This window comes from Caballeronia pedi, assembly GCF_001544915.2.
GTDB classification, from domain to species: Bacteria; Pseudomonadota; Gammaproteobacteria; order Burkholderiales; family Burkholderiaceae; genus Caballeronia; species Caballeronia pedi.
In genome coordinates, this window is record NZ_FCOE02000046.1 from 37,405 (window position 1) to 56,734 (window position 19,330).

Annotated in this window: 17 protein-coding genes; 15 read left to right on the forward strand and 2 right to left on the reverse strand. The window is 63.4% G+C overall.

Annotated elements, in window-relative coordinates; genetic code table 11:
- Nucleotides 1–134: 134 nt before the first annotated feature.
- Nucleotides 135–1,364 (forward strand): GNAT family N-acetyltransferase, encoded by a 1,230-nt coding sequence (locus AWB80_RS36795; protein WP_160147507.1) that lies wholly within the window; start codon nt 135–137, stop codon nt 1,362–1,364.
- A 57-nt stretch (nt 1,365–1,421) separates the two neighbouring features.
- Here AWB80_RS36795 and argH read toward each other — a convergent pair whose 3' ends face one another.
- Together argH and AWB80_RS36805 are read right to left on the reverse strand one after the other, a co-directional pair.
- The gene (argH, locus tag AWB80_RS36800) at nt 1,422–2,921 is read right to left on the reverse strand and encodes an argininosuccinate lyase (protein WP_061179557.1); all 1,500 of its coding nucleotides are present in this window, start codon (nt 2,919–2,921) and stop codon (nt 1,422–1,424) included.
- 110 nt (nt 2,922–3,031) lie between these two features.
- On the reverse strand, nt 3,032–3,511 hold the full coding sequence (locus AWB80_RS36805; protein ID WP_061179558.1) for a GNAT family N-acetyltransferase: 480 nt from the start codon (nt 3,509–3,511) through the stop codon (nt 3,032–3,034).
- A gap of 264 nt (nt 3,512–3,775) precedes the next feature.
- Between AWB80_RS36805 and AWB80_RS36810 the strand changes: the two genes are divergently transcribed.
- The 14 genes from AWB80_RS36810 to AWB80_RS36875 all read left to right on the forward strand — a co-directional run.
- Nucleotides 3,776–5,092, forward strand: a complete 1,317-nt coding sequence (locus tag AWB80_RS36810; protein ID WP_061179559.1) for an NAD(P)/FAD-dependent oxidoreductase — start codon at nt 3,776–3,778, stop codon at nt 5,090–5,092.
- A gap of 215 nt (nt 5,093–5,307) precedes the next feature.
- The gene (locus tag AWB80_RS36815; RefSeq protein WP_160147508.1) at nt 5,308–6,921 is read left to right on the forward strand and encodes an ABC transporter substrate-binding protein; all 1,614 of its coding nucleotides are present in this window, start codon (nt 5,308–5,310) and stop codon (nt 6,919–6,921) included.
- Between the two features lie 13 nt (nt 6,922–6,934).
- Nucleotides 6,935–7,897, forward strand: a complete 963-nt coding sequence (locus tag AWB80_RS36820; RefSeq protein ID WP_061179573.1) for an ABC transporter permease subunit — start codon at nt 6,935–6,937, stop codon at nt 7,895–7,897.
- Nucleotides 7,894–8,748: an ABC transporter permease gene (locus AWB80_RS36825; RefSeq protein WP_061179561.1), complete on the forward strand. Its 855-nt coding sequence runs from the start codon at nt 7,894–7,896 to the stop codon at nt 8,746–8,748. The genes AWB80_RS36820 and AWB80_RS36825 overlap by 4 nt, the downstream gene beginning before the upstream one ends.
- A gap of 7 nt (nt 8,749–8,755) precedes the next feature.
- Nucleotides 8,756–10,402, forward strand: a complete 1,647-nt coding sequence (locus AWB80_RS36830) for a dipeptide ABC transporter ATP-binding protein (RefSeq protein ID WP_061179562.1) — start codon at nt 8,756–8,758, stop codon at nt 10,400–10,402.
- A gap of 106 nt (nt 10,403–10,508) precedes the next feature.
- Nucleotides 10,509–10,766 (forward strand): heavy-metal-associated domain-containing protein, encoded by a 258-nt coding sequence (locus AWB80_RS36835; RefSeq protein WP_061179563.1) that lies wholly within the window; start codon nt 10,509–10,511, stop codon nt 10,764–10,766.
- Between the two features lie 73 nt (nt 10,767–10,839).
- Nucleotides 10,840–13,332, forward strand: a complete 2,493-nt coding sequence (locus tag AWB80_RS36840) for a heavy metal translocating P-type ATPase (RefSeq protein WP_061179564.1) — start codon at nt 10,840–10,842, stop codon at nt 13,330–13,332.
- On the forward strand, nt 13,332–14,345 hold the full coding sequence (locus tag AWB80_RS36845) for a 2Fe-2S iron-sulfur cluster-binding protein (protein WP_061179565.1): 1,014 nt from the start codon (nt 13,332–13,334) through the stop codon (nt 14,343–14,345). The genes AWB80_RS36840 and AWB80_RS36845 overlap by 1 nt, the downstream gene beginning before the upstream one ends.
- Nucleotides 14,346–14,474: 129 nt before the next feature.
- Entirely contained in the window at nt 14,475–14,711 is a 237-nt protein-coding gene (locus AWB80_RS36850) for a hypothetical protein (protein ID WP_143328203.1), read from the forward strand.
- Between the two features lie 78 nt (nt 14,712–14,789).
- Nucleotides 14,790–15,053, forward strand: coding sequence for a hypothetical protein (locus tag AWB80_RS36855; RefSeq protein WP_143328204.1), 264 nt, complete (start codon nt 14,790–14,792; stop codon nt 15,051–15,053).
- A complete protein-coding gene (locus AWB80_RS36860; RefSeq protein ID WP_061179568.1) occupies nt 15,050–16,480 on the forward strand; it encodes a TolC family protein in 1,431 nt (476 codons plus the stop codon). The genes AWB80_RS36855 and AWB80_RS36860 overlap by 4 nt, the downstream gene beginning before the upstream one ends.
- A complete protein-coding gene (locus AWB80_RS36865) occupies nt 16,477–17,778 on the forward strand; it encodes a multicopper oxidase family protein (RefSeq protein WP_208635741.1) in 1,302 nt (433 codons plus the stop codon). The genes AWB80_RS36860 and AWB80_RS36865 overlap by 4 nt, the downstream gene beginning before the upstream one ends.
- Before the next feature lie 51 nt (nt 17,779–17,829).
- Nucleotides 17,830–18,180: a copper-binding protein gene (locus AWB80_RS36870; protein ID WP_061179569.1), complete on the forward strand. Its 351-nt coding sequence runs from the start codon at nt 17,830–17,832 to the stop codon at nt 18,178–18,180.
- A gap of 699 nt (nt 18,181–18,879) precedes the next feature.
- Nucleotides 18,880–19,330 (forward strand): helix-turn-helix domain-containing protein (locus tag AWB80_RS36875; protein WP_143328205.1); only part of this gene is annotated, 451 nt, incomplete at its 3' end.

Genomic DNA, 19,330 nt, shown 5'->3' on the forward strand with positions numbered 1-19,330 from the left:
CAGCGTGTTCGACACACTCGATGGTCACGTCGAGCATGACTTCAATCTAAGCTGCCAATTGTCAAGTGTCAACACTTACATTGCCGAATGTGTTGACACTTGCTATCATGGGTCATCGATCTGGAGAAGAACGAATGAACCGATACCTGTCGCCGGTGGCTATCGACGAATCGAAGCCCGAAGCGTCGAAGAGGCGTCCACTGGTGGATACGGTGACGCGCGAGATTTCTCAAATCATTCTCGAAGGCGAGCTCAAGCCCGGCGACAAGCTCAACGAAGTCGAGATCGCACGTCGGCTTGGCGTGAGCCGCGGGCCTGTCCGAGAGGCGGTGCGGCAACTTCAGGAAGCGGGCCTGCTGGACTCGCAGCCGTTTCGCGGCTCGTTCGTACGCTCGCTGAATCAGAAAGAAGTCTCCGATATCTACGCGTTGCGCTCGTTGCTCGAAAGCTCCGCCGTCGCCGATGCGATCCGCCATGCGACCTCGGCCGATCTCGCCGCAATCGAGCGCGCGATGCACGAAACCGAGACCGCCGCGCTGGCCAATGCGAAGAGCCGCATGATCGAGGCGGATGTCGCGTTTCACACGGCTATCTGCCAGGCGGGTCACAACGACCGCATCACTGATACCTTCATCAAGCTCGCGTCCGAACTGCGCCTCGTGCATTTGTTGATGAATCCGGAGCAGGCTCGCCTGAGGGCCGCGGCGAAGAGCCATGCCACGATTCTCGACGATATCCGTTCGCGCGGTCTCGACCGCGCTGTCAGCAGCGTGCGCCGGCACATCAATGACGAGCGCGACGAAGTGTTGCAGTATCTCGGGCCGCACGGCGACAGCGTGGTCGTGCCCGTGGCCGAACGTGAGGCGGCCGAAGAGGTGCATATCAGCACTTCGCTGAGCGGCCGCATCAAGGTGCGCGCGCATCAGCGCGAGGACCTGGGTCTGCTTGCGCGCATGAACCGCGAACTCGCCGACGACGAAGGCCATCGCAACCCGATGACGGTTGCGCAACTCGAAGAGCGCTTCAGGCGCTTCGTCGATCAGGAAGGCTGGAACGTCGACCTGTTCATGCTCGACGACGAAGTGATCGGCTACGCGACGCATCGCTACGAGCCGGACCCGGCGGAACCGGGCGGGCGGCACGTCTATCTGCGTCAGTTCTATATCGTGCGTCACCGGCGGCGCGGCGGCGCGGGGCATGTCGCCTTCGACGAACTGGTGCGCGCGCGTTTCCAGCCGGGCGAGCGTATTTTCCTCGAGGTGATCGAGAACAATCCCGGCGGCAAGGTGTTCTGGCTGCGCACCGGCTTCACGCCTTATGGAACGATAATGGAACATCTGATCGAGCCGCACGAGAAGATCTAACGTTTCAGGAAACCGTCACGCGGGCGGATGCATGAAGATGCATCCGCCCGTTTTTGCTTATGAGCCCGCCGTCATCGAGGCAACGGCGCGCGCCCGTTCGCGCGATGCATCGGCGAGCTTGCGCATGCGCGTGTCGTAGCATGCGCGCTGCTCGTCGAGTTCGCGCTGTGCGGTGTCGATCGTGCGTTGCACGGCAACCGGAGCCGGACCGCCGATGCCGTTGCGCCGCGCCACGTTCTGCACCGGATCGAGCGCGTCGCGCACGTCGGTTGCGGAGATATCGAGCGTGTGGCCGAGTTGCGCGCGCGCCGCATCCTGCACCAGATCGAGATCGATCACGTTCGCTTTCTTACCCTGATCGAGCGCGGCGTTCACGACTCGCGCGATCACTTCGTGCGCCTCGCGATAGTCGAGGCCGGTCTTGCGCACGAGCATGTCGGTCAGGTCGGTCATCGTCGCGAAGTTTTCGGCGGCGTAGCGCAGCATTTGCGCGGCGTTCGGCTGCAGCGTGCGCACGACGCCCGTCATCGCATGCGTGGCGGCGATCATGCCGTCGATCGAACGCGGCTCCAGCCCGACACGCGCGGCGCTGTACTGATACTCGATTCCATTGAGCGACGTCAGAATCGCGACGAGCGGACCCATCGTCGCGAACGCGGCCTGGCGCGTGCGTTCGAGCGAATCCGGATTCTTCTTCTGCGGCATGATGCTGCTGGTGCCAGCAAAGGCCGGATCGAGTTCGGCGCTGCGATATTCGTCGGTGCTCCATAACTGGATCTCGGACGCGAGACGGCTCAGGCTGCTCATATAGATGGCGTTGTCCGCCGCGAACTCCGCGATGTGGTCCCAACCCGCCACGCCCTCGATCGTATTCACGACGAGCGAATCGAAGCCGAGCAGCGCGGAAGTGCGTTCGCGATCGAGCGGCCAGCCGGTGCCGGCGGTCGCCGCCGCGCCGAGAGGGCACTGGTTGATGCGCGCATAAAGTTGTTCGTAGCGGTCCAGACTCTTGCCGAGGCTTTCGGCATACGCCATCAGATAGTGGCCGAGCGTGATCGGCTGCGCTTCCTTGCGCTGCGTGTACACCACCATCACGGTGTCGAGATGATCGGCCGCCTTGGCGACCACGCTCGCGCGCAGCGCGATCACCGCTTCGATCACGCGGTTCAACTGATCGCGCAGGAACATGCGCTTGACGGCATTGGCCAGGTCGTTGCGACTGCGCCCGAGGTGCATCTTGCCGCCGACCGCGCCGACCGCCTTCTTCAACGCGGCTTCGTACGGAAGATAGGTCCGCAGCGACGGATTTTCCTTCGCCTGCGCGTCGACGGCTTCGAGACCGCGCAGAATCTGGGCCGCTTCGTCGCGCTTGATGATGTCGCATTCGGCGAGCATCACCACGTGCGCATGATGAATGTCGCTTTCGTACGGGAACGTGGCGTCGACGAGCGTTTTCGCGGCTGCGTCGAAGTCATAGAGTTCCTGGAATTCCGGCGCTTTCGCCACCGAGCTGCGACCGATCCGGGTGGCGTCCTTGACGCCCTGAGTATTCGACATGGACAACTGTGCTCCCCATTGTGGTTGAAAAGGAATGAGTCAGATGGCGCCGCTCGCAGCGACGAAAGACGACAGCCGCGCCGGTCTCCGAAAACGATCCGCCGAAGCGTTCAGGACTTGCGGACCACGCGTTCCATCGTCGTGGAATAGGGCGTGAAGCCGGTGCGCGCCCAGAACGCCTTGCCGCCAGGATTCGTTTCCATCACATCGAGAAAAACGCGGTCGCCCTCGGCGAAGCGCGTGTGAATCAGGCGTTCCAGCGCCCGGCGGCCAAGCCCGCCGCCGCGTTTGCCGCGCGCGATATAGAACTGCCGCACGAAGACGCGCCGGCCCCTCGGTTCGGCGTTGTCCGGCTCGTAGCGGTGCGTCGTGTAGCCGGCGATTTCGCCGTCCAGCAACAGCAGGTCGACGCTGTAACCGTCCTCGCTCACGAAGCGCCGGAAGCGCGCTTCGAGTTGCGCAATGGTCATCGGATTGCGATGACCTTCATCCTCGATCAACTCGCGATTCATCCGCGCGAGCAGCGCGAAATCGGCATCGGTGGCGGGGCGGATGTCGAGGGTCTCGACGGTGGAAATGTCGGTTGGCATCTCGATGAATTTGATCTGATGTTTAATAAAACACTAAGTGTTGACAGTTTTATGTGAAGGAAAAGCCGCTGTCAACATGCTCGATGTACGGGTAACTACGCAGCTAAATCTGTGTTGACACGTGAAAATAGTCGTCGCACGATGCTTTCGTCAACACTACGTCAAGTGTTGACAGTTTGCAAATGGTTTCGGTTCGTGCTTGGCAGAGAGCAAAGCCAGCGGCGGACCCGAAGCGGGAAGCCGTGCACACATCACAAGACACTCATGAACATGACGGGAAATATCCTGACCTCGGATTTCAAGGCCCAGCCGTTCTGGTGGGAAGAGGCGGCGCCATTCACTCACCGGATCGAGCTGCCGCCGCAAGTCGACGTGGTCATCGTCGGTTCGGGCTTTTGCGGGTTGTCGGCGGGCCTGCGATGCCTCGAACTGGGACAGACGGTGCTCGTCGTGGACGCGGGCCCGATCGGCGGACTCGCAAGTTCGCGCAGCGGCGCGATGCTGTCGAGCGGACAGAAGTTCCTGCTCAACGGTGCGTCAAAGAGCTTCAGCGAGGAAAAGGTCGACGCGGTGAGCCTGCTGCATGCGGAAGCGTTCGATTATGTGAAAGGCCTCGCCGTCGATGAAAAGCTCGACTTCGATTTCCAGCAGTGCGGACGACTTTTTCTGGCCTCCGTGCCTTCCGACGCCGCGCGCTTCGACGAGCATGCACGCGTGCTGCGCGCGCGCGCCGGCGTTTCCGCGCGCGTGCTGGCGCGCAGCGAGTTGCATCGGGAGATCGGGTCGGACTTCTACTTCGGCGGTATGGTCGTCGAAGAGTTCGGCGGCATCCATCCTTCGAAATTCGGGCGCGCCCTGGCCAACCGCTTTCTCGCCGCCGGCGGACTGGCCGCGTCGCATGTGCGTGTCAGCAATGTGGCGCGAACGCGCGGCCGTTTCGACGTGCGCACCGCCCGCGGCACAGTATCGGCGCGGCACGTGCTGTTCGCGACCAACGGCTATACCGACGGCGCGTTCGGCTATCTCAAGCGGCGCATCGCGCCGGCGGCGTCGTACATCATCGCGACGGAACCACTGTCGGCCGGGCTCATGGCGCGCGTGATGCCGAACAGGCGCATGTATTCCGACAGCAAACGCAACCTGTGGTACTTCCGGCCTTCGCCCTCAGGCGAGCGGATTCTCTTCGGCGCGCGTCCGGCGGCCATGCCGGTACCGGTCGAAGAGGCGGCGACGACGCTGCATGGCTTTCTTTGCCAGGTTTTCCCACAGCTCGCCGCCACGAAGATCTCGCATTGCTGGACGGGAAACGTGGCGATGACGTCGAGCCATTTGCAGCAGATCGGCTCCGTCGACGGGATTTACTACGCCGTCGGCTGCAACGGCAGCGGCGCGGCGATTATGCCCTACGTCGGGCGGCTCGCCGCGGAAAGGATGCTCGGCGTTCGCGCCACGCCGACGCTCTTCGAAACCTCACCGTTCAAGGCCTTTCCGCCGTATGGCGACTTTCCATGGTTCGTCCCGCTGGCGGTGGCGGGCTACGAGATGCTCGACTGGATGGACCGGAAGCGCGCAGGCATCTGAACGCCGCCGCCTATGAAATCAGGATTACTGATGAATTTGCCGAACGGAGGATTCGTCACCCGACAAAATTCACGCCTTTCTGTTGACTTTCCAATTTTAGCTTTACAGAATTAAATCGTTGACAAAACACAAAGTGTCGACAGTTTGCGGGGCCTGTGGTGCTGTTCGAATGCCCGCCATGTCGCGGAAGCAACCCAAGCGAAGAGGAACGTGCCGTGTCTTCTATCAAGCAACTGGTACAAAGCAAGGCTCTTGCGTTAGCGCTATTGATCGGGGTGATATCCACGCCCGTTCTGTCCGAACCCCAGGGCGGCAATGTCACCGCCGTGCTTCACTCCGACCCGCCCGGACTCGTGCTGGCGTTCACCCCCGATGGTCCTGCGCAGTTCGTCGGTTCCAAAATCTACGAAGGCCTGCTGGAATACTCGAAAGACCTCAAGCCGCAACCCGCGCTCGCGAAAAGCTGGGACGTCTCCGGCGACGGCCTGACCTACACGTTCCACCTTCAGCCCGGCGTCAAATGGAACGACGGTCAGGACTTCACTTCGGCCGACGTCGTGTTCAGCCTGACGCAAATGCTGCCGAAGACGAGCACGGCCGCGCGCATCGCTTTGACGGCAGTGCAATCGGTCGATGCGCCCGACGCGGGAACCGTCGTCATCAAGCTCAAGAAGCCGATGCCGTACTTCCTGATGGTCTTCCCCGGCGTTCAATTGCCGATGATGCCCAGGCACGTCTACGAAAACACGGACTACCTGCGCAATCCCGCCAATGCCAAGCCGGTCGGAACGGGGCCATTCAAGCTCGCCGAGTGGAAGCGCGGTTCGTATATCCGTCTCGTGAAGAACGATCTGTACTGGAAGAAAGGTCTGCCGCGGCTTCAGTCCGTCACGTTCCGGATCATTCCCGATGCCGCCTCGCGCGCCATTGCCCTCGATGCCGGCGACATCCAGGTCGCAACATCCCTCGACCTCGACAGCACGGATATCAAGCGTTTTCGCACGGACCAGAATTTCAGCGTGACGGGCGCCGGCTGGGAATACCTCGGCCCGATGGCCATGCTCGAAATGAATTGGCGCAAGCCGCTGCTGAGCGACGTGCGCTTCCGCAAGGCGCTGTATCTGGCGATCGACCGGAATTTCATTCTGAACCGCATCTGGCTCGGAGAAGGGCGCGTGGCCAGCGGGCCGATCAGTTCGAAGATGCCGTTCTATACCAGCGACGTGCCGCGCTACGACTTCAATCCCGAGAAAGCCAAGGCGCAGCTCGAAGAAATCGGCCTGCATGCGGACGCGAGCGGCGCGCGGCACGACGCCAAAGGCAACCGCGTCAAGGTCGCGCTGCTCGTTCTGCCGGGAGACGAGCGCTATGCCCGCCTCGGAGAATATCTGCGCGAAGCGTGGCGGGCAGTGGGCGTGGATGTCGATCTTCAGGTTACCGAACTGGCCTCGTGGGATGAGCGCGTCAGCAACTGGAACTACGACATCGCGATCACGTCGCTCAGCCAGTACGCCGATCCGGCCCTGGGCATTCAGCGCTATTTCGACTCGGCGAATATCCGCAAAGGCACGATGTACACGGATACGAGCGGCTACTCGAACCCCGATATCGACAACTGGTTCCGTCAGGCGCGCGCCGAAAACGATCCGCAAAGACGCGCCGACCTGTACATGCGCATTCAACGCAAGCTCGTCGACGACGTGGCGATGATCTGGCTGCTCGAACTCGACAAGCTGACCGTCTACCGCAAAAGCGTTCACAACCTGATCACCACGGCCTTTGGCCAGCGCGGTTCATGGGATCAGGCGTACATCGATACCAATCAGTGAGGCGCTCATGGACATGGTGCGTTACGTTGGCTCGCGGCTCGTGAAGGCGCTCTGCATTCTGCTTGGCGTCGTCACGCTCAACTTCGTGCTCATCCGCCTGATTCCGGGCGATCCGGCCTCGGTGCTGGCCGGCGAAAGCGGGATGTCGGATGAAGCCTTTCTCACGACGATCCGGCATCTGTACGGACTAGATCAGCCCGTGATCGTGCAGTTGAAGACGTATCTCGTGAACGCGCTGTCGCTCGATCTCGGGTTTTCGTACCGGCTGCAAAGCAGCGTGATCGACCTGATCGCCGATCGCTTGCCGGCGACGCTCGCGCTGACCGGTTCGGCATTCGTGCTGTCGCTCGTGATCGGCGTCGGGCTCGGTGCGTTCGCCGGCACGCGAGCCGGCAGCAAGATCGATCACGCGCTCAAGTTCGTCATGCTCAGCTTCTACGCGATTCCGGTCTTCTGGATCGGCCTTATGGCGATTCTGGTTCTGTCGGTGCGCCTGCGCTGGTTTCCGGCTTCGGGCACGGGCTACGAGTACGGCGCGGATGCCGGCGTGCCGGGTTTCATTCACCACCTGATCCTGCCTGCGTTCACGCTTTCGCTGTTCTATATCGCGGTGTACTTCCGGCTGTCGCGCAGTTCGGTCATCAACGTGCTGCACCTCGATTTCGTCCGCACGGCGCGCTCGAAAGGACTGACCGCGCGCGCGATCCTGCGCCGCCACGCGCTGCCCAACGCGGTGCTGCCCATTCTGACGATGGCTTCGTTGCAGGCCGGAAGTCTCGTCAGCGGATCGATTGCGGTCGAGACCATTTTTGCGTGGCCCGGCATCGGACGCCTCGGCTACGAAGCGCTGATGCAACGCGACTACAGCATGCTGCTCGGTGTTTTCCTGACCACGGCCACGATGGTCATCCTGCTCAATCTCGTCGTCGACGTGCTCTACGTCCTCGTCGATCCCAGAATCGAGTTGACCCAATGAACCACGCTCTCGGCCTGCTTTCTCACGCGTTGCCGCTGCGCAATCGCGACTGGCAACTCACCATCGGCATGGGGCTGCTCGTCATGCTGGTTCTGGTGGCGCTCTTCGCGCCGCTGCTCGCGCCCTTCGGACCGTGGATGATCAGCGGCGCGCCGCATCTGCCGCCGCTGTCGCCGGATCACTTTCTCGGCACCGACATGCTCGGTCGCGACGTGCTCTCCGGCATCATCTACGGCGCGCGGGTCTCCTTGCTGATCGGCATCGTGTCGGCCTTCGCGGGTATCTGCATCGGCACGGTGATCGGCGGGACGGCGGGCTACTTCGGCGGCGTGGTGGACGACATCCTCATGCGCTTCACCGAGTTCCTGCAAACCATGCCAGGTCTCGGGCTGGCGCTGGTGCTGGTCGCCGTGCTCGGCTCGTCGATCTGGTCGGTGGTGCTGGCGATCGCGCTGGTGAGCTGGCCTTCCGTCGCGCGTCTCATGCGCGCCGAGTTTCTCTCGCTGCGCAGCCGCGAATTCGTGCTGGCCGCGACGGTGATCGGCGAGAGTCATCGGAAGATCGTGTGGGCGCACATGCTGCCCAACGCGCTGGGCCCGATCATCTCGATCGCCTCGCTGAAAGTGGCGAGCGCCATTCTCACCGAATCCACGATCAGTTTTCTCGGGCTCGGCGACGTCGACAAGATGTCGTGGGGCGCGATGATCGGCATGTCGCGTGCGCTGCTGCGCTCCGCGTGGTGGATGAGCGTGTTTCCCGGCGTCGGTCTGTTCGCCACGGTCCTGGCGCTGACGCTCATTTCCGACGGGATGGGCCGCGCGCTCGATGGCCGCCGTCAAAGCCATCTGTGAGCCTCCCATGCTAAAAATCGACAACCTGAGTATCGCGCTCCCGGCAGGCGCCGATCGGCCGCTGGCAGTCAACAATGTCTCCTTCGAACTCGCGCCCGGACGCACGCTGTGTCTCGTCGGCGAATCCGGGTCGGGAAAATCGGTGACGGGCTGCGCGATCGCGGGCCTGCTGCCGAAATTTCTGCGCCAGTCGATCAAGGGTTCCATCCGGCTGGGCGAAATCGAATTGACCTCACTGAACGAGCGTCAATGGATGACCGTGAGAGGACGCGAAGTCGGCATGATCTTTCAGGAGCCGATGACCGCGCTCAATCCGATCATGCCCGTTGGACGCCAGATTTCGGAAGTCTTCAACGCGCACGGCATCGTGCTGAGCCGCGCCGAAATGCGCGACAAGGTGCACGGTCTGCTGGAACGCGTCGGTATTCGCGAGCCGCGCCGCATCGCGGATTCGTACAGCTTTCGCATCTCCGGCGGACAGCGCCAGCGCGTGATGATCGCGATGGCCGTCGCGCTCAAGCCACGCCTGCTGATCGCGGACGAGCCGACCACCGCGCTCGACGTCACGACGCAGGCGCAGGTGCTGGAACTGATCTCGGACCTGCAAAGCGAGACCGGCATGGCGGTGCTTTTCGTGACGCACGATTTCGGCATCGTGGCGGATATCGCAACGGACGTGGCCGTAATGCAGCACGGCAATCTGATCGAGATAGGCACGAGCGGGCAAGTGTTCGAACATCCCGCGCAGCCATACACGCGCAAGCTGCTCGCCGCCGTGCCGCGTCTCGGTGCATGCCGGCCGTGCGCCGCGCAGCGCGCCGTGCCGCTGATCGAGATAGCGGGCCTGTGCAAGCGCTACGCGGTCGCCGATGGCTTGCTCAAGCGCCGGCAACTCGTCGCATTGAACGAAGTGTCCTTCAGCGTCTGTAAAGGAGAAGTGGTGTCGCTGGTCGGAGAATCGGGCTCGGGCAAGTCGACGATCGCGCGGTGTCTGACCAAGCTCACGCCCGTCAATTGCGGAACCATCAAGCTCGATGGCGTCGATCTCTTCTCGTTGAAGGGCGCAGCCCTCAAGCACGCGCGGCGGCGCATTCAGATCGTTTTCCAGGATCCCTATGGCTCGCTCGATCCACGGCAGAAAGCGATCGAGGCGGTCGCGGCGGGCCCCATCGCTCACGGAACGCCGCGCAAACGGGCGCTCGAAGAAGCGGCCGAACTGTTGTCGCTGGTGGGGCTGAGCCCGAACGTGGTGGAGCGCTATCCGCACGAATTCTCCGGCGGCCAGCGCCAGCGCATCGGCATCGCGCGGGCGCTGGCGGTCAAACCCGACCTGCTGATCGCCGACGAAGCCGTGTCCGCGCTGGATGTCACCGTGCAGGCGCAAGTGCTCGAACTGCTCGCCGATCTGCGCGACAAGCTTGGCCTGACGATGCTGTTCATCACGCACGATCTGAGAATCGCCGCGCAGGTGAGCGATCGCATCATCGTTCTACAGAACGGGGCGATCGTCGAAGAAGGGCCGACCGAAACGATCTTCGCCGGACCGGCGCAGGCGTACACGCGCAAGCTGCTCGGAACCATTCCGGGCCTCAATGCGGGCAAACACGAAGGCGTGGCCGACATGCCGCTTGGCGCCGGTCGTCTGGCCATTTGACCGCGCTTCACGCGAGCCTGAAGAAGTCGAACAAAGTGCTTGACCTTCCCACAGTGGGAAATTTCATAGTTTTTACATCCCAGTTTTTTCCAACGGAGAATGTTCCATGTGTGAAGCTCATCGGCAACAGTCCAGCGCGACGTCGGCGGCATCGGTTCCCATTGCGGGCGTGACGTTTCAGGTGTCGGACATGACCTGCGGCCATTGCGCCGGCGTCATTTCGCGCGCCATCGAAGAGACGCTTCCGGGCGCGAAGTTCAGCATCGATATCGACAAGGGCGTCGTTACCGTCGATGGCGACGAAGCGCTCGCCATCGAAGCGATTCGCGCGGCGGGTTACAGCCCCGAACGCGTCCTGAGCTGAAGTCGAGATGCCGCGCCGGCGCGCGAGATCGTCGCGGGCGCGGCCCCGCCTGCCATACCGATGGAAACAGTGAATGACTACCGCTGAACTCAGCATTCAGATCGAAGGGATGTCCTGCGCGTCCTGCGTCAAACGCGTGGAAAACGCCGCGCTCAAGGTTTCCGGCGTGGAAAGGGCGACCGTCAATCTCGCCACCGAGCGGCTCGCGCTCGCAACAGCTCAAGGATTTTCCGCCGACGCGCTCGCCGCCGCGATCAAGGCATCCGGCTACGGCGTGCGTACGGTCACGGCGGAACTGGGAATCGAAGGCATGACCTGCGCCTCGTGCGTCGCGCGGGTCGAAAAGGTGCTTCGCGCGTTGCCGGGCGTCACGTCGGCCAAGGTGAATCTCGCGACCGAGCGCGCGACCGTCGAGGCGATTGGCGATGCCGGCCTTCAGCGCGCGATCGCGGGCGCCATCGCAAAGGCGGGTTACAAGCTCGTGAGCCAGAGCGACCAGCCCGACCGCGCGCAAGACAAGGCCGCCGAAATCGCCCACTTGCGGCGCGATTTCATTCTGGCCGCCGTTCTGACGCTGCCGATTTTCATCATCGAAATGGGCTCGCATGTCTACGAACCCATGCACGACTGGGTGATGAGCGCGATTCCCATGCACGCGCTCTATATCGCGTATTTCGTGCTGTCGAGCATCGTGCTCTTCGGGCCTGGCTGGCGCTTTTTCCGCAAGGGCTATCCCGGGCTGCTGCGCGGCGCGCCCGACATGAATTCGCTCGTGGCGCTCGGCGCGTCGGCCGCTTACGGCTACTCGCTCGTCACGACCTTTTTGCCGTCCGCATTGCCTTCCGAAGCGCGCTTCGTGTATTACGAGGCGGCGGCGGTCATCGTCACACTGATTCTGCTCGGCCGTCTGCTCGAAGCGCGCGCGAAAGGCCGCACGAGTCAGGCGATCGGCCGGCTCGTCAGGCTGCAGGCCAAGTCGGCGCGCGTGGAACGCGACGGCGGTGTGCTCGAAGTCGCGCTCGATGCCGTGACGCCGGGCGATGTCGTCGTCATTCGTCCGGGCGAACGAATTCCCGTCGATGGAGAAGTGATCGACGGTTCCTCGCATGTCGATGAAGCCATGATTTCCGGCGAGCCGATGCCGGTCGCCAAATCCGCCGGGTCGAACGTGATCGGCGGCACCATCAACCGGGCGGGAAGCTTTCGCTTTCGCGCGACCAAGGTCGGCGGCGACACGATGCTCGCGCAGATCATCCGGCTGGTGCAGTCGGCGCAGGGCGCGAAACTGCCCATTCAGATGCTGGTCGATCGCGTGACGGGCTGGTTCGTGCCGGCGGTGCTCGCCATTGCGGTGATCACCGGCGCAACGTGGATGATCTTCGGTCCCGCGCCGGCCTACACCTACGCGCTCATCAACGCCGTCGCGGTGCTGATTATCGCGTGCCCGTGCGCGATGGGACTCGCCACGCCGACCTCGATCATGGTCGGCACCGGCCGCGCGGCGGAACTCGGCATTCTGTTTCGCAAGGGCGAAGCGTTGCAGCAGTTGCGCGCGGTGCAGGTCGTCGCGTTCGACAAGACCGGCACGCTCACGCGCGGCAAGCCCGACCTGACGGATATCATCGTCGCGCCGAAGTTCGACGAGCGGCAGGTTCTGGCCTATGCGGCGGCGGTCGAGGCGGGCTCCGAGCATCCGATCGGCGAGGCGATTGTCCGTGCGGCCGAGTCGCGCGACATGAACGTGCCATCCGCATCGAACTTCGACGCGTTGCCCGGTCACGGCGTGGTCGCCACGGTGGAGGGGCATCGCGTCGAAGTGGGCTCGCGTCATCACTTCAGCGAGCGCGGCTACGATCTGTCCGGGCTCAGCGCGCGCGCCGAAGCACTCGCGGCGCTCGGCAAGACGCCGGTCTATTGCGCAATCGACGGCCGTGCGGCCGCGGCAATCGTCGTCGCGGACACCGTGCGCCCGACGAGCCGCGGCGTGATCGACGCGTTGCACGGTCTCGGCGTGAAAGTCGCGATGATCACGGGCGACAATCGCCGCACGGCCGAGGCGATCGCAAAGCAATTGGGCATCGACAACGTGCTCGCCGAAGTGCTGCCCGAAGGCAAGATGGACGCGATTCGCCAGTTGCAGCAGGGCGGCACGGTGGTCGCGTATGTCGGCGACGGCATCAACGACGCGCCCGCGCTCGTCGGCGCGGATGTCGGCATCGCGGTCGGCTCGGGCACGGACGTGGCGATCGAAAGCGCCGATGTCGTGCTGATCGGCGGCGATCTGCGCGGCGTCACGAATGCGCTGGCGGTCAGCAAGGCCACCATGCGCAACATCGCGCAGAACCTGTTCTGGGCGTTCGGCTACAACGTGCTGCTGATTCCGGTCGCCGCGGGCGTGCTGTTTCCGGCGTTCGGCATCCTGCTTTCGCCGATGATCGGCGCGGGCGCGATGGCCATGTCGAGCGTCTTCGTGCTCGGCAACGCGCTGCGGCTGAAGCGCTTCACGACGCAGGCCGTCGACCGCGACACAACGCCCGCGCTCGCGGTCCCGGCGGAGTCGTTCTGATGACAACGCATCGCGCGCGAATCGAGTCCGCCGACCGCGAGATTCCTGTCGACGACAGCACGACGCTGCTGCTCGCCGCGCTCGACGCGGGCGTCGCGTATCCGCATGGCTGCCGGTCCGGGCGTTGCGGGTCGTGCAAGACGCGGCTCATCGAGGGGCAGGTCGAGTTGCTGCCACACACGCCGTTCTCGCTGACGGCGAGCGAAAAGGAGCACGGACTGATTCTGGCGTGCCGCGCGAAGTTGCAGTCCGATGTTGTCGTCCGATGGCTCGCGCAGCCGCAGATCGCGCATCCGGTCGTGCGCCAGCGGGCGACGATTACGGCCGTCGCGCCGATGACGCATGACATCGTCGAAATCCGGCTGCGGCCCGAGCGCGCGTTCAGCTTTTCGCCGGGACAGTTCGGTCACGTGATGTTTCCCGGTTTGCCGTCGCGGAGCTATTCGTTCGCGCACGCATCCGTCGACGGCGAAATCGCCTTTCACGTGCGCACCGTGCCGAACGGCCGCGTCAGCCCGGCGATCGCGCGTACGGCGCGTCCCGGCTGGACGGTCGAGATCGACGGGCCTTACGGTGAAGCCTATCTGCGCGAAGATCACGCCGGGCCGATCCTCGCGGTGGCGGGCGGCTCGGGCCTCGCGCCGATCTTGTGCATCGTCGAAAGGGCGGTGCAGGCGGCGATGCATCAGCCGATTCACGTTTACTTCGGCGCGCGCGATGTCATCGACGTGTACGGCATGGACCATCTCGGGCGGCTGTCGGCGCGGCATCCGCGGCTTCGGGTGCATGCAGTGCTGTCGTCGGCGCGTGACGGCGACGTGTATCGGCGCGGCATGGTGCATCAGGCTATCGCCGACGACCTTCCGGTCGCGATGAAAGCGTGGAAAGCGTATGTTGCCGGGCCGCCCGCGATGGTCGATGCCGTCGGCGAACTCTGCGGCAATCAAGGCATGCGGCCGAAGAATTTCCACGCCGATCCGTTCTTCACGCCCGTGGAGGAAGCGCGCGTCTAGCGCGCGATCGACATGTCCTTTTGCCGCAAGCTACTCGTCGTCGTGCTGATGCTGCTGAGCCTTCCGCTTCAGTCGTATGAGGCCGTCTTCACAGCGCATTCGGTTAGCGGCGATCATCACGGACATCACATGACATCGGCTTCTACCGCCGATGATTGCCATTCCGGCCAAGCGCACGGCGACGCGCAGCGCAAGCGTTCGTGCGCGGTCTGCGTCGCGTGCAGCGTGCCCGGCTCGCCGGACGCGTCGTGCATCGCGAGCGTCGCGCAAGTGCTGTATCGCGTGCGCGCGCTGCCCGCTTCCGACGATGCCGTGCCGTTCCTGACCGGCGGCATCGAGCGGCCACCACGCGGTCTTTTCGTCTGAGCGTCCTTCGCGGCGCATCACATCGTTCCGGCGTCTTTTCGCCGGTTCATCCGATGACTTCTGACGACAAGACTTCACATGCGAATGTTTTCTGCGATGCTGCTCGCCGCAGCAGCCGCCCTATCGGCGTCCGCGCACGCCGCCGACGCGCTTCCCGACCCGACCGACGCCATGGCGTCGCAACCGGCGATTCATGAGGCGTCGGCCTTCACGCATTACCGGCCTTATCGCGATGAAAAAGCGCCGTCCTGGCGTGCGCTGAACGACGCCGTCGGCCGTCCGCCCGCGACGCACGCGGCGGCTCAGCCGCACACGTCCGGCGACGCGGAGCCCGCCCGATGAGCGCCGCGTTCGTCACTCGCGCGCGCGTCGCCGCGCTTGCAGGCGCGCTGATTCTGCTTTCGGGCTGCACGACGTTTTCACCGGATGGCGGCTTCGGCACCGTGTCGAAGACCGCGTCCGAGCGGCTCGGCGAAACGGCCGTGCTGGTGAACACCGATCAGGACCGCGAAGCCGTCGCGAGTCGCACGCGCGAACTCCTGTCGAAGCCCTTGAGCATGGACGATGCCGTGCAGATCGCGCTGCTCAACAACCGCGGCTTGCAGGCATCGTATGGCGAACTCGGCATTTCCGAGGCGGATCTCGTGCAGGCGGGCCGCTTGCCGAACCCAGGATTCAGCTTCAGCCGGACGCGTTCGAGCAACGACCTGAGCATCGGCCGCGCGTTTTCGATGGACATCCTGAGCGTGTTCCTGCTGCCGTTCGCGAGCCGCATCGAGAGCCAGCGCTTCGAAAACACGAAGCTGCTCGCCGCCGATGCGATGCTCAAGCTCGCCGCCGATGCGCGCCGCGCGTACATCGAAGCGGTGGCCGCCACGCAAAGCGCGGCGTACACGGAACGCGTCAGGGATTCGGCGGAAGCCGGCGCGGAACTCGCGCGGCGCATGCAGCAGGCGGGCAACTTCAGCAAGCTCGACTATGCGCGCGAGCAGGCGTTCTACGCCGAAGCCGTCGCGCAGCAGGCGAAAGCGCAACAGCAAGCGGTCGCCGCCCGCGAAAAGCTCACGCGCGCGATGGGCCTGTGGGGTGAGGGCGGCCAGTATTCGTTGCCCGAACGCATGCCAGACCTGCCGAAGGACCGGCCCGAACTCGCGGCGCTCGAAAGCTACGCGATGCAGAACCGCCTCGACATTCAGGCGGCGAAACAGCAGACGCAGAGCGTGGCGGCATCGCTGGGGCTGACGCGGGCGACGCGTTTCATCAACGTGCTCGACGCTGGTTATCTGAACAACTTCGAAACCGACAAGGGACACGAACGCGGCTATGAAATAAGCATCGAGATTCCGATCTTCGATTGGGGCGGCGCGAAGGAACATCGCGCCGAAGCCATCTACATGCAGTCGGCGAATCGTCTTGCGGAGACGGCCATCAACGCGCGCTCGGAGGTGCGCGAATCGTATTCCGCGTATGTGAGCGGTTACGACGTCGCGAAACATTACCGGGACGAAGTGGTGCCCATCCGCAAGGCCATCTCCGAAGAATTGCTGCTTCGCTATAACGGCATGCTCGCGAGCGTGTTCGAACTGCTCTCGGACTCGCGCGGACAGATCGACGCAGTGAAGAGTTATATCGATGCGCTGAAGGCGTACTGGCTCGCGCAAACGGACTTGCAGCAGGCGCTCGGCGGCCGCCTCCCGCCGCTCGCGATGAACCCGACGCTCGCGCCGGTCACGCAACCGGCTTCGCCCGCCCAATCCGAGGTCAAATGAACATGGTGTCCCGTCGAAAATTTCTCGCAGGCGCGGGAAGCGCGCTTGCCGGAGCCGCGCTGGTCAGCAAGGCTGGCGCGGCGTCATTGCCCGAAGCGCCGACGATGTCCACGGCCACGACGCAAGCGCCGCTCGCGCCGCCGAACGGCCGTCCTTACACGTCCGTCGCGACGCTGAACGGCTGGACGTTGCCGTGGCGCATGAAGAATGGCTGGAAGGAGTTCCATCTGATCGCCGAATCCGTGGTGCGAGAAATGGCGCCCGGCATGAACGCGAATCTGTGGGGCTATAACGGTCAGGCGCCCGGCCCGACGATCGAGGCCGTGCAGGGCGACAAGGTTCGCATTTTCGTGACCAACAGACTGCCCGAGCACACCACCGTTCACTGGCACGGCATGCTGTTGCCGTGCGGCATGGACGGCGTCGGCGGTCTCACGCAGCCGCACATTCCGCCTGGCAAGACGTTCGTCTACGAATTCCAGTTGCAGGAGCACGGCACGTTCATGTATCACCCGCACGCCGACGAGATGGTGCAGATGGCGATGGGCATGATGGGCGCGTTCATCGTTCATCCGCGAGACGCGAGCGTCATGCCGGTGGACCGGGACTTCGTGTTTCTCATGTCGGCCTACGACATCGATCCGGGCAGCTTCACGCCGCGCGTGAACGAGATGACGGACTTCAACATGTGGACGTGGAACGCGCGCGTCTTTCCGGGCATCGATCCGCTGCCGGTGCGCACGGGCGATCGGGTTCGCATCCGCTTCGGCAATCTGACGATGACCAATCACCCGATCCATTTGCATGGATACCGCTTCGAAGTCACGGGCACCGATGGCGGATGGATTGCGCCGGCCGCGCGTTGGCCGGAAGTGACGGCCGATGTCGGCGTGGGCCAGATGCGCGCGATCGAATTTACGGCGAATCGTCCCGGCGACTGGGCGTTTCACTGCCACAAGTCGCATCACACGATGAACGCGATGGGACATCAGGTGCCGAATCTGATCGGCGTTCAGCAGCGCGACCTTGCCAAACGCATCAACTCGCTCGTTCCCGACTACATGGCGATGGGCAGCACAGGCGGCGCGATGGGCGACATGGAGATGCCCTTGCCCGACAACACGCTGCCGATGATGACCGGAACCGGCCCCTTCGGCGCGCTGGAGATGGGCGGCATGTTCACCGTCGTCAAGGTTCGCGACGGACTGGGCCGCAACGACTATCGCGATCCGGGCTGGTTCCGTCATCCGAAGGGAACCGTGGCTTATGAATACACCGGCGAACTGCCGGACAACTGAGTTGCGCCGGTCGGATCCGGGACAACTTCATTCAACTTGGGAGATTGAATCATGAAAGGCGCATTTGTATCGATCGCGATGGGCTGTTCGTTGATGCTTGCCGGCTTGGCCCATGCGGCCGGCGACATGCACGGCATGGACATGACGGGCAGCGACGCCAAGCAGGACGCTGGCGCGAAGACCGAGATGTCGCACGGCGAGATCAGGAAGATCGACACCGCCGCGGGTAAGCTGACCATCAAGCATGGACCGCTGGAAAACCTCGGCATGGACGCGATGACGATGTCGTTCAAGGTCAAGGACCCGGCGATGATGTCGCAGGTTCAGGTTGGCGACAAGATAGACTTCGTGGCGGAGAACATCGGCGGCGGCCTAATGGTGACGGAGATGCAAAAGCGATGACGTTCCCGGGCGCCGCGCTGATACTGTGTTGAAGCGTGCCTGCATCGAACTGTCGGTGCTTGTCGATGGAGTCGTGGAAGTCAGCTCCTTTGAAACGTAGACCATAGGCAGTGACGAGGCGCGCTGATGGATTGCGCAAAACTGCTTTCGACGCGCGACGAGAAGCAGTTTGCTGCGGAAGCCACCAAGTGAGATGATAGTTTCGCCGCGGCGAGGTGCTTGAGGAAGTGTCTGAGCTAGGAAGAATGTGATCGGACCGCTTTAGTCGGCCTGGCTGGGATAGACGCTTGGAAAACCTTAATCGCCCGTTCTCATCGGCGGTGCGCAGGATCAGGAATGGGTCGCTGCGGTCCTTGACAGAAAGCAAGCCTGAAACCGCAATGGGTGCCGGTTTCGCGCGTGGATACCTCGCCTCGCACGCGGCGGAGGACCACGATGCGATGAAGGCTTCATAGAAGCGATTTAGTCGTCTGACTGCGCCGCGACATTAGGTGCGTCGAGTATCACTTGCCGACGTTCGAGCTTCGCATGGACGGCAGTTGTCTAGCACTCTGCGGGCACTCGAACGTCATCTTGAGGACACCATGGAAGGTCGCCAATCGGCCGTTTGGTGAGGTCGCGAACGTCCGCTTTACGGTGGCGGATTCAACCGGTCGATGCAACACACTAGAAGCTGCGTGAGCAGTGGGAGTGTTGCAAATGAAACAGCGACGCCGGATTTACTACACTGAAACTCAGAAAGCGTTGATGTGGGAGCGCTGGCAGAAGGGGGAGTCCCTCCAGCGTATCGCGCAACTGTTTGACCGGAACCACTCGTCCATCCAACGGATACTGGCTGAAAGTGGCGGCATCCGGCCAGCGCCGCGACATCGCGCGCAACTGACGCTAACGTTGGCGGAACGCGAAGAGATATCGCGGGCGCTCGCTGTGGGCGACTCGATCCAGTCGATTGCGAAGCAACTTTCCAGGGCTCCCTCCACCATCTGCCGCGAGATCAAACGCAACGGTGGAAAGGAAGGTTACCGGGCAAGCCATGCCGATGCGCTTGCCTGGGATCGGGCAAAGCGTCCCAAAGCCTGCAAGCTGGTTGAGTCCCGGGCGCTAGCGCAGATCGTGGCAGGCAAGCTCCAGTTGCAGTGGTCACCGCAGC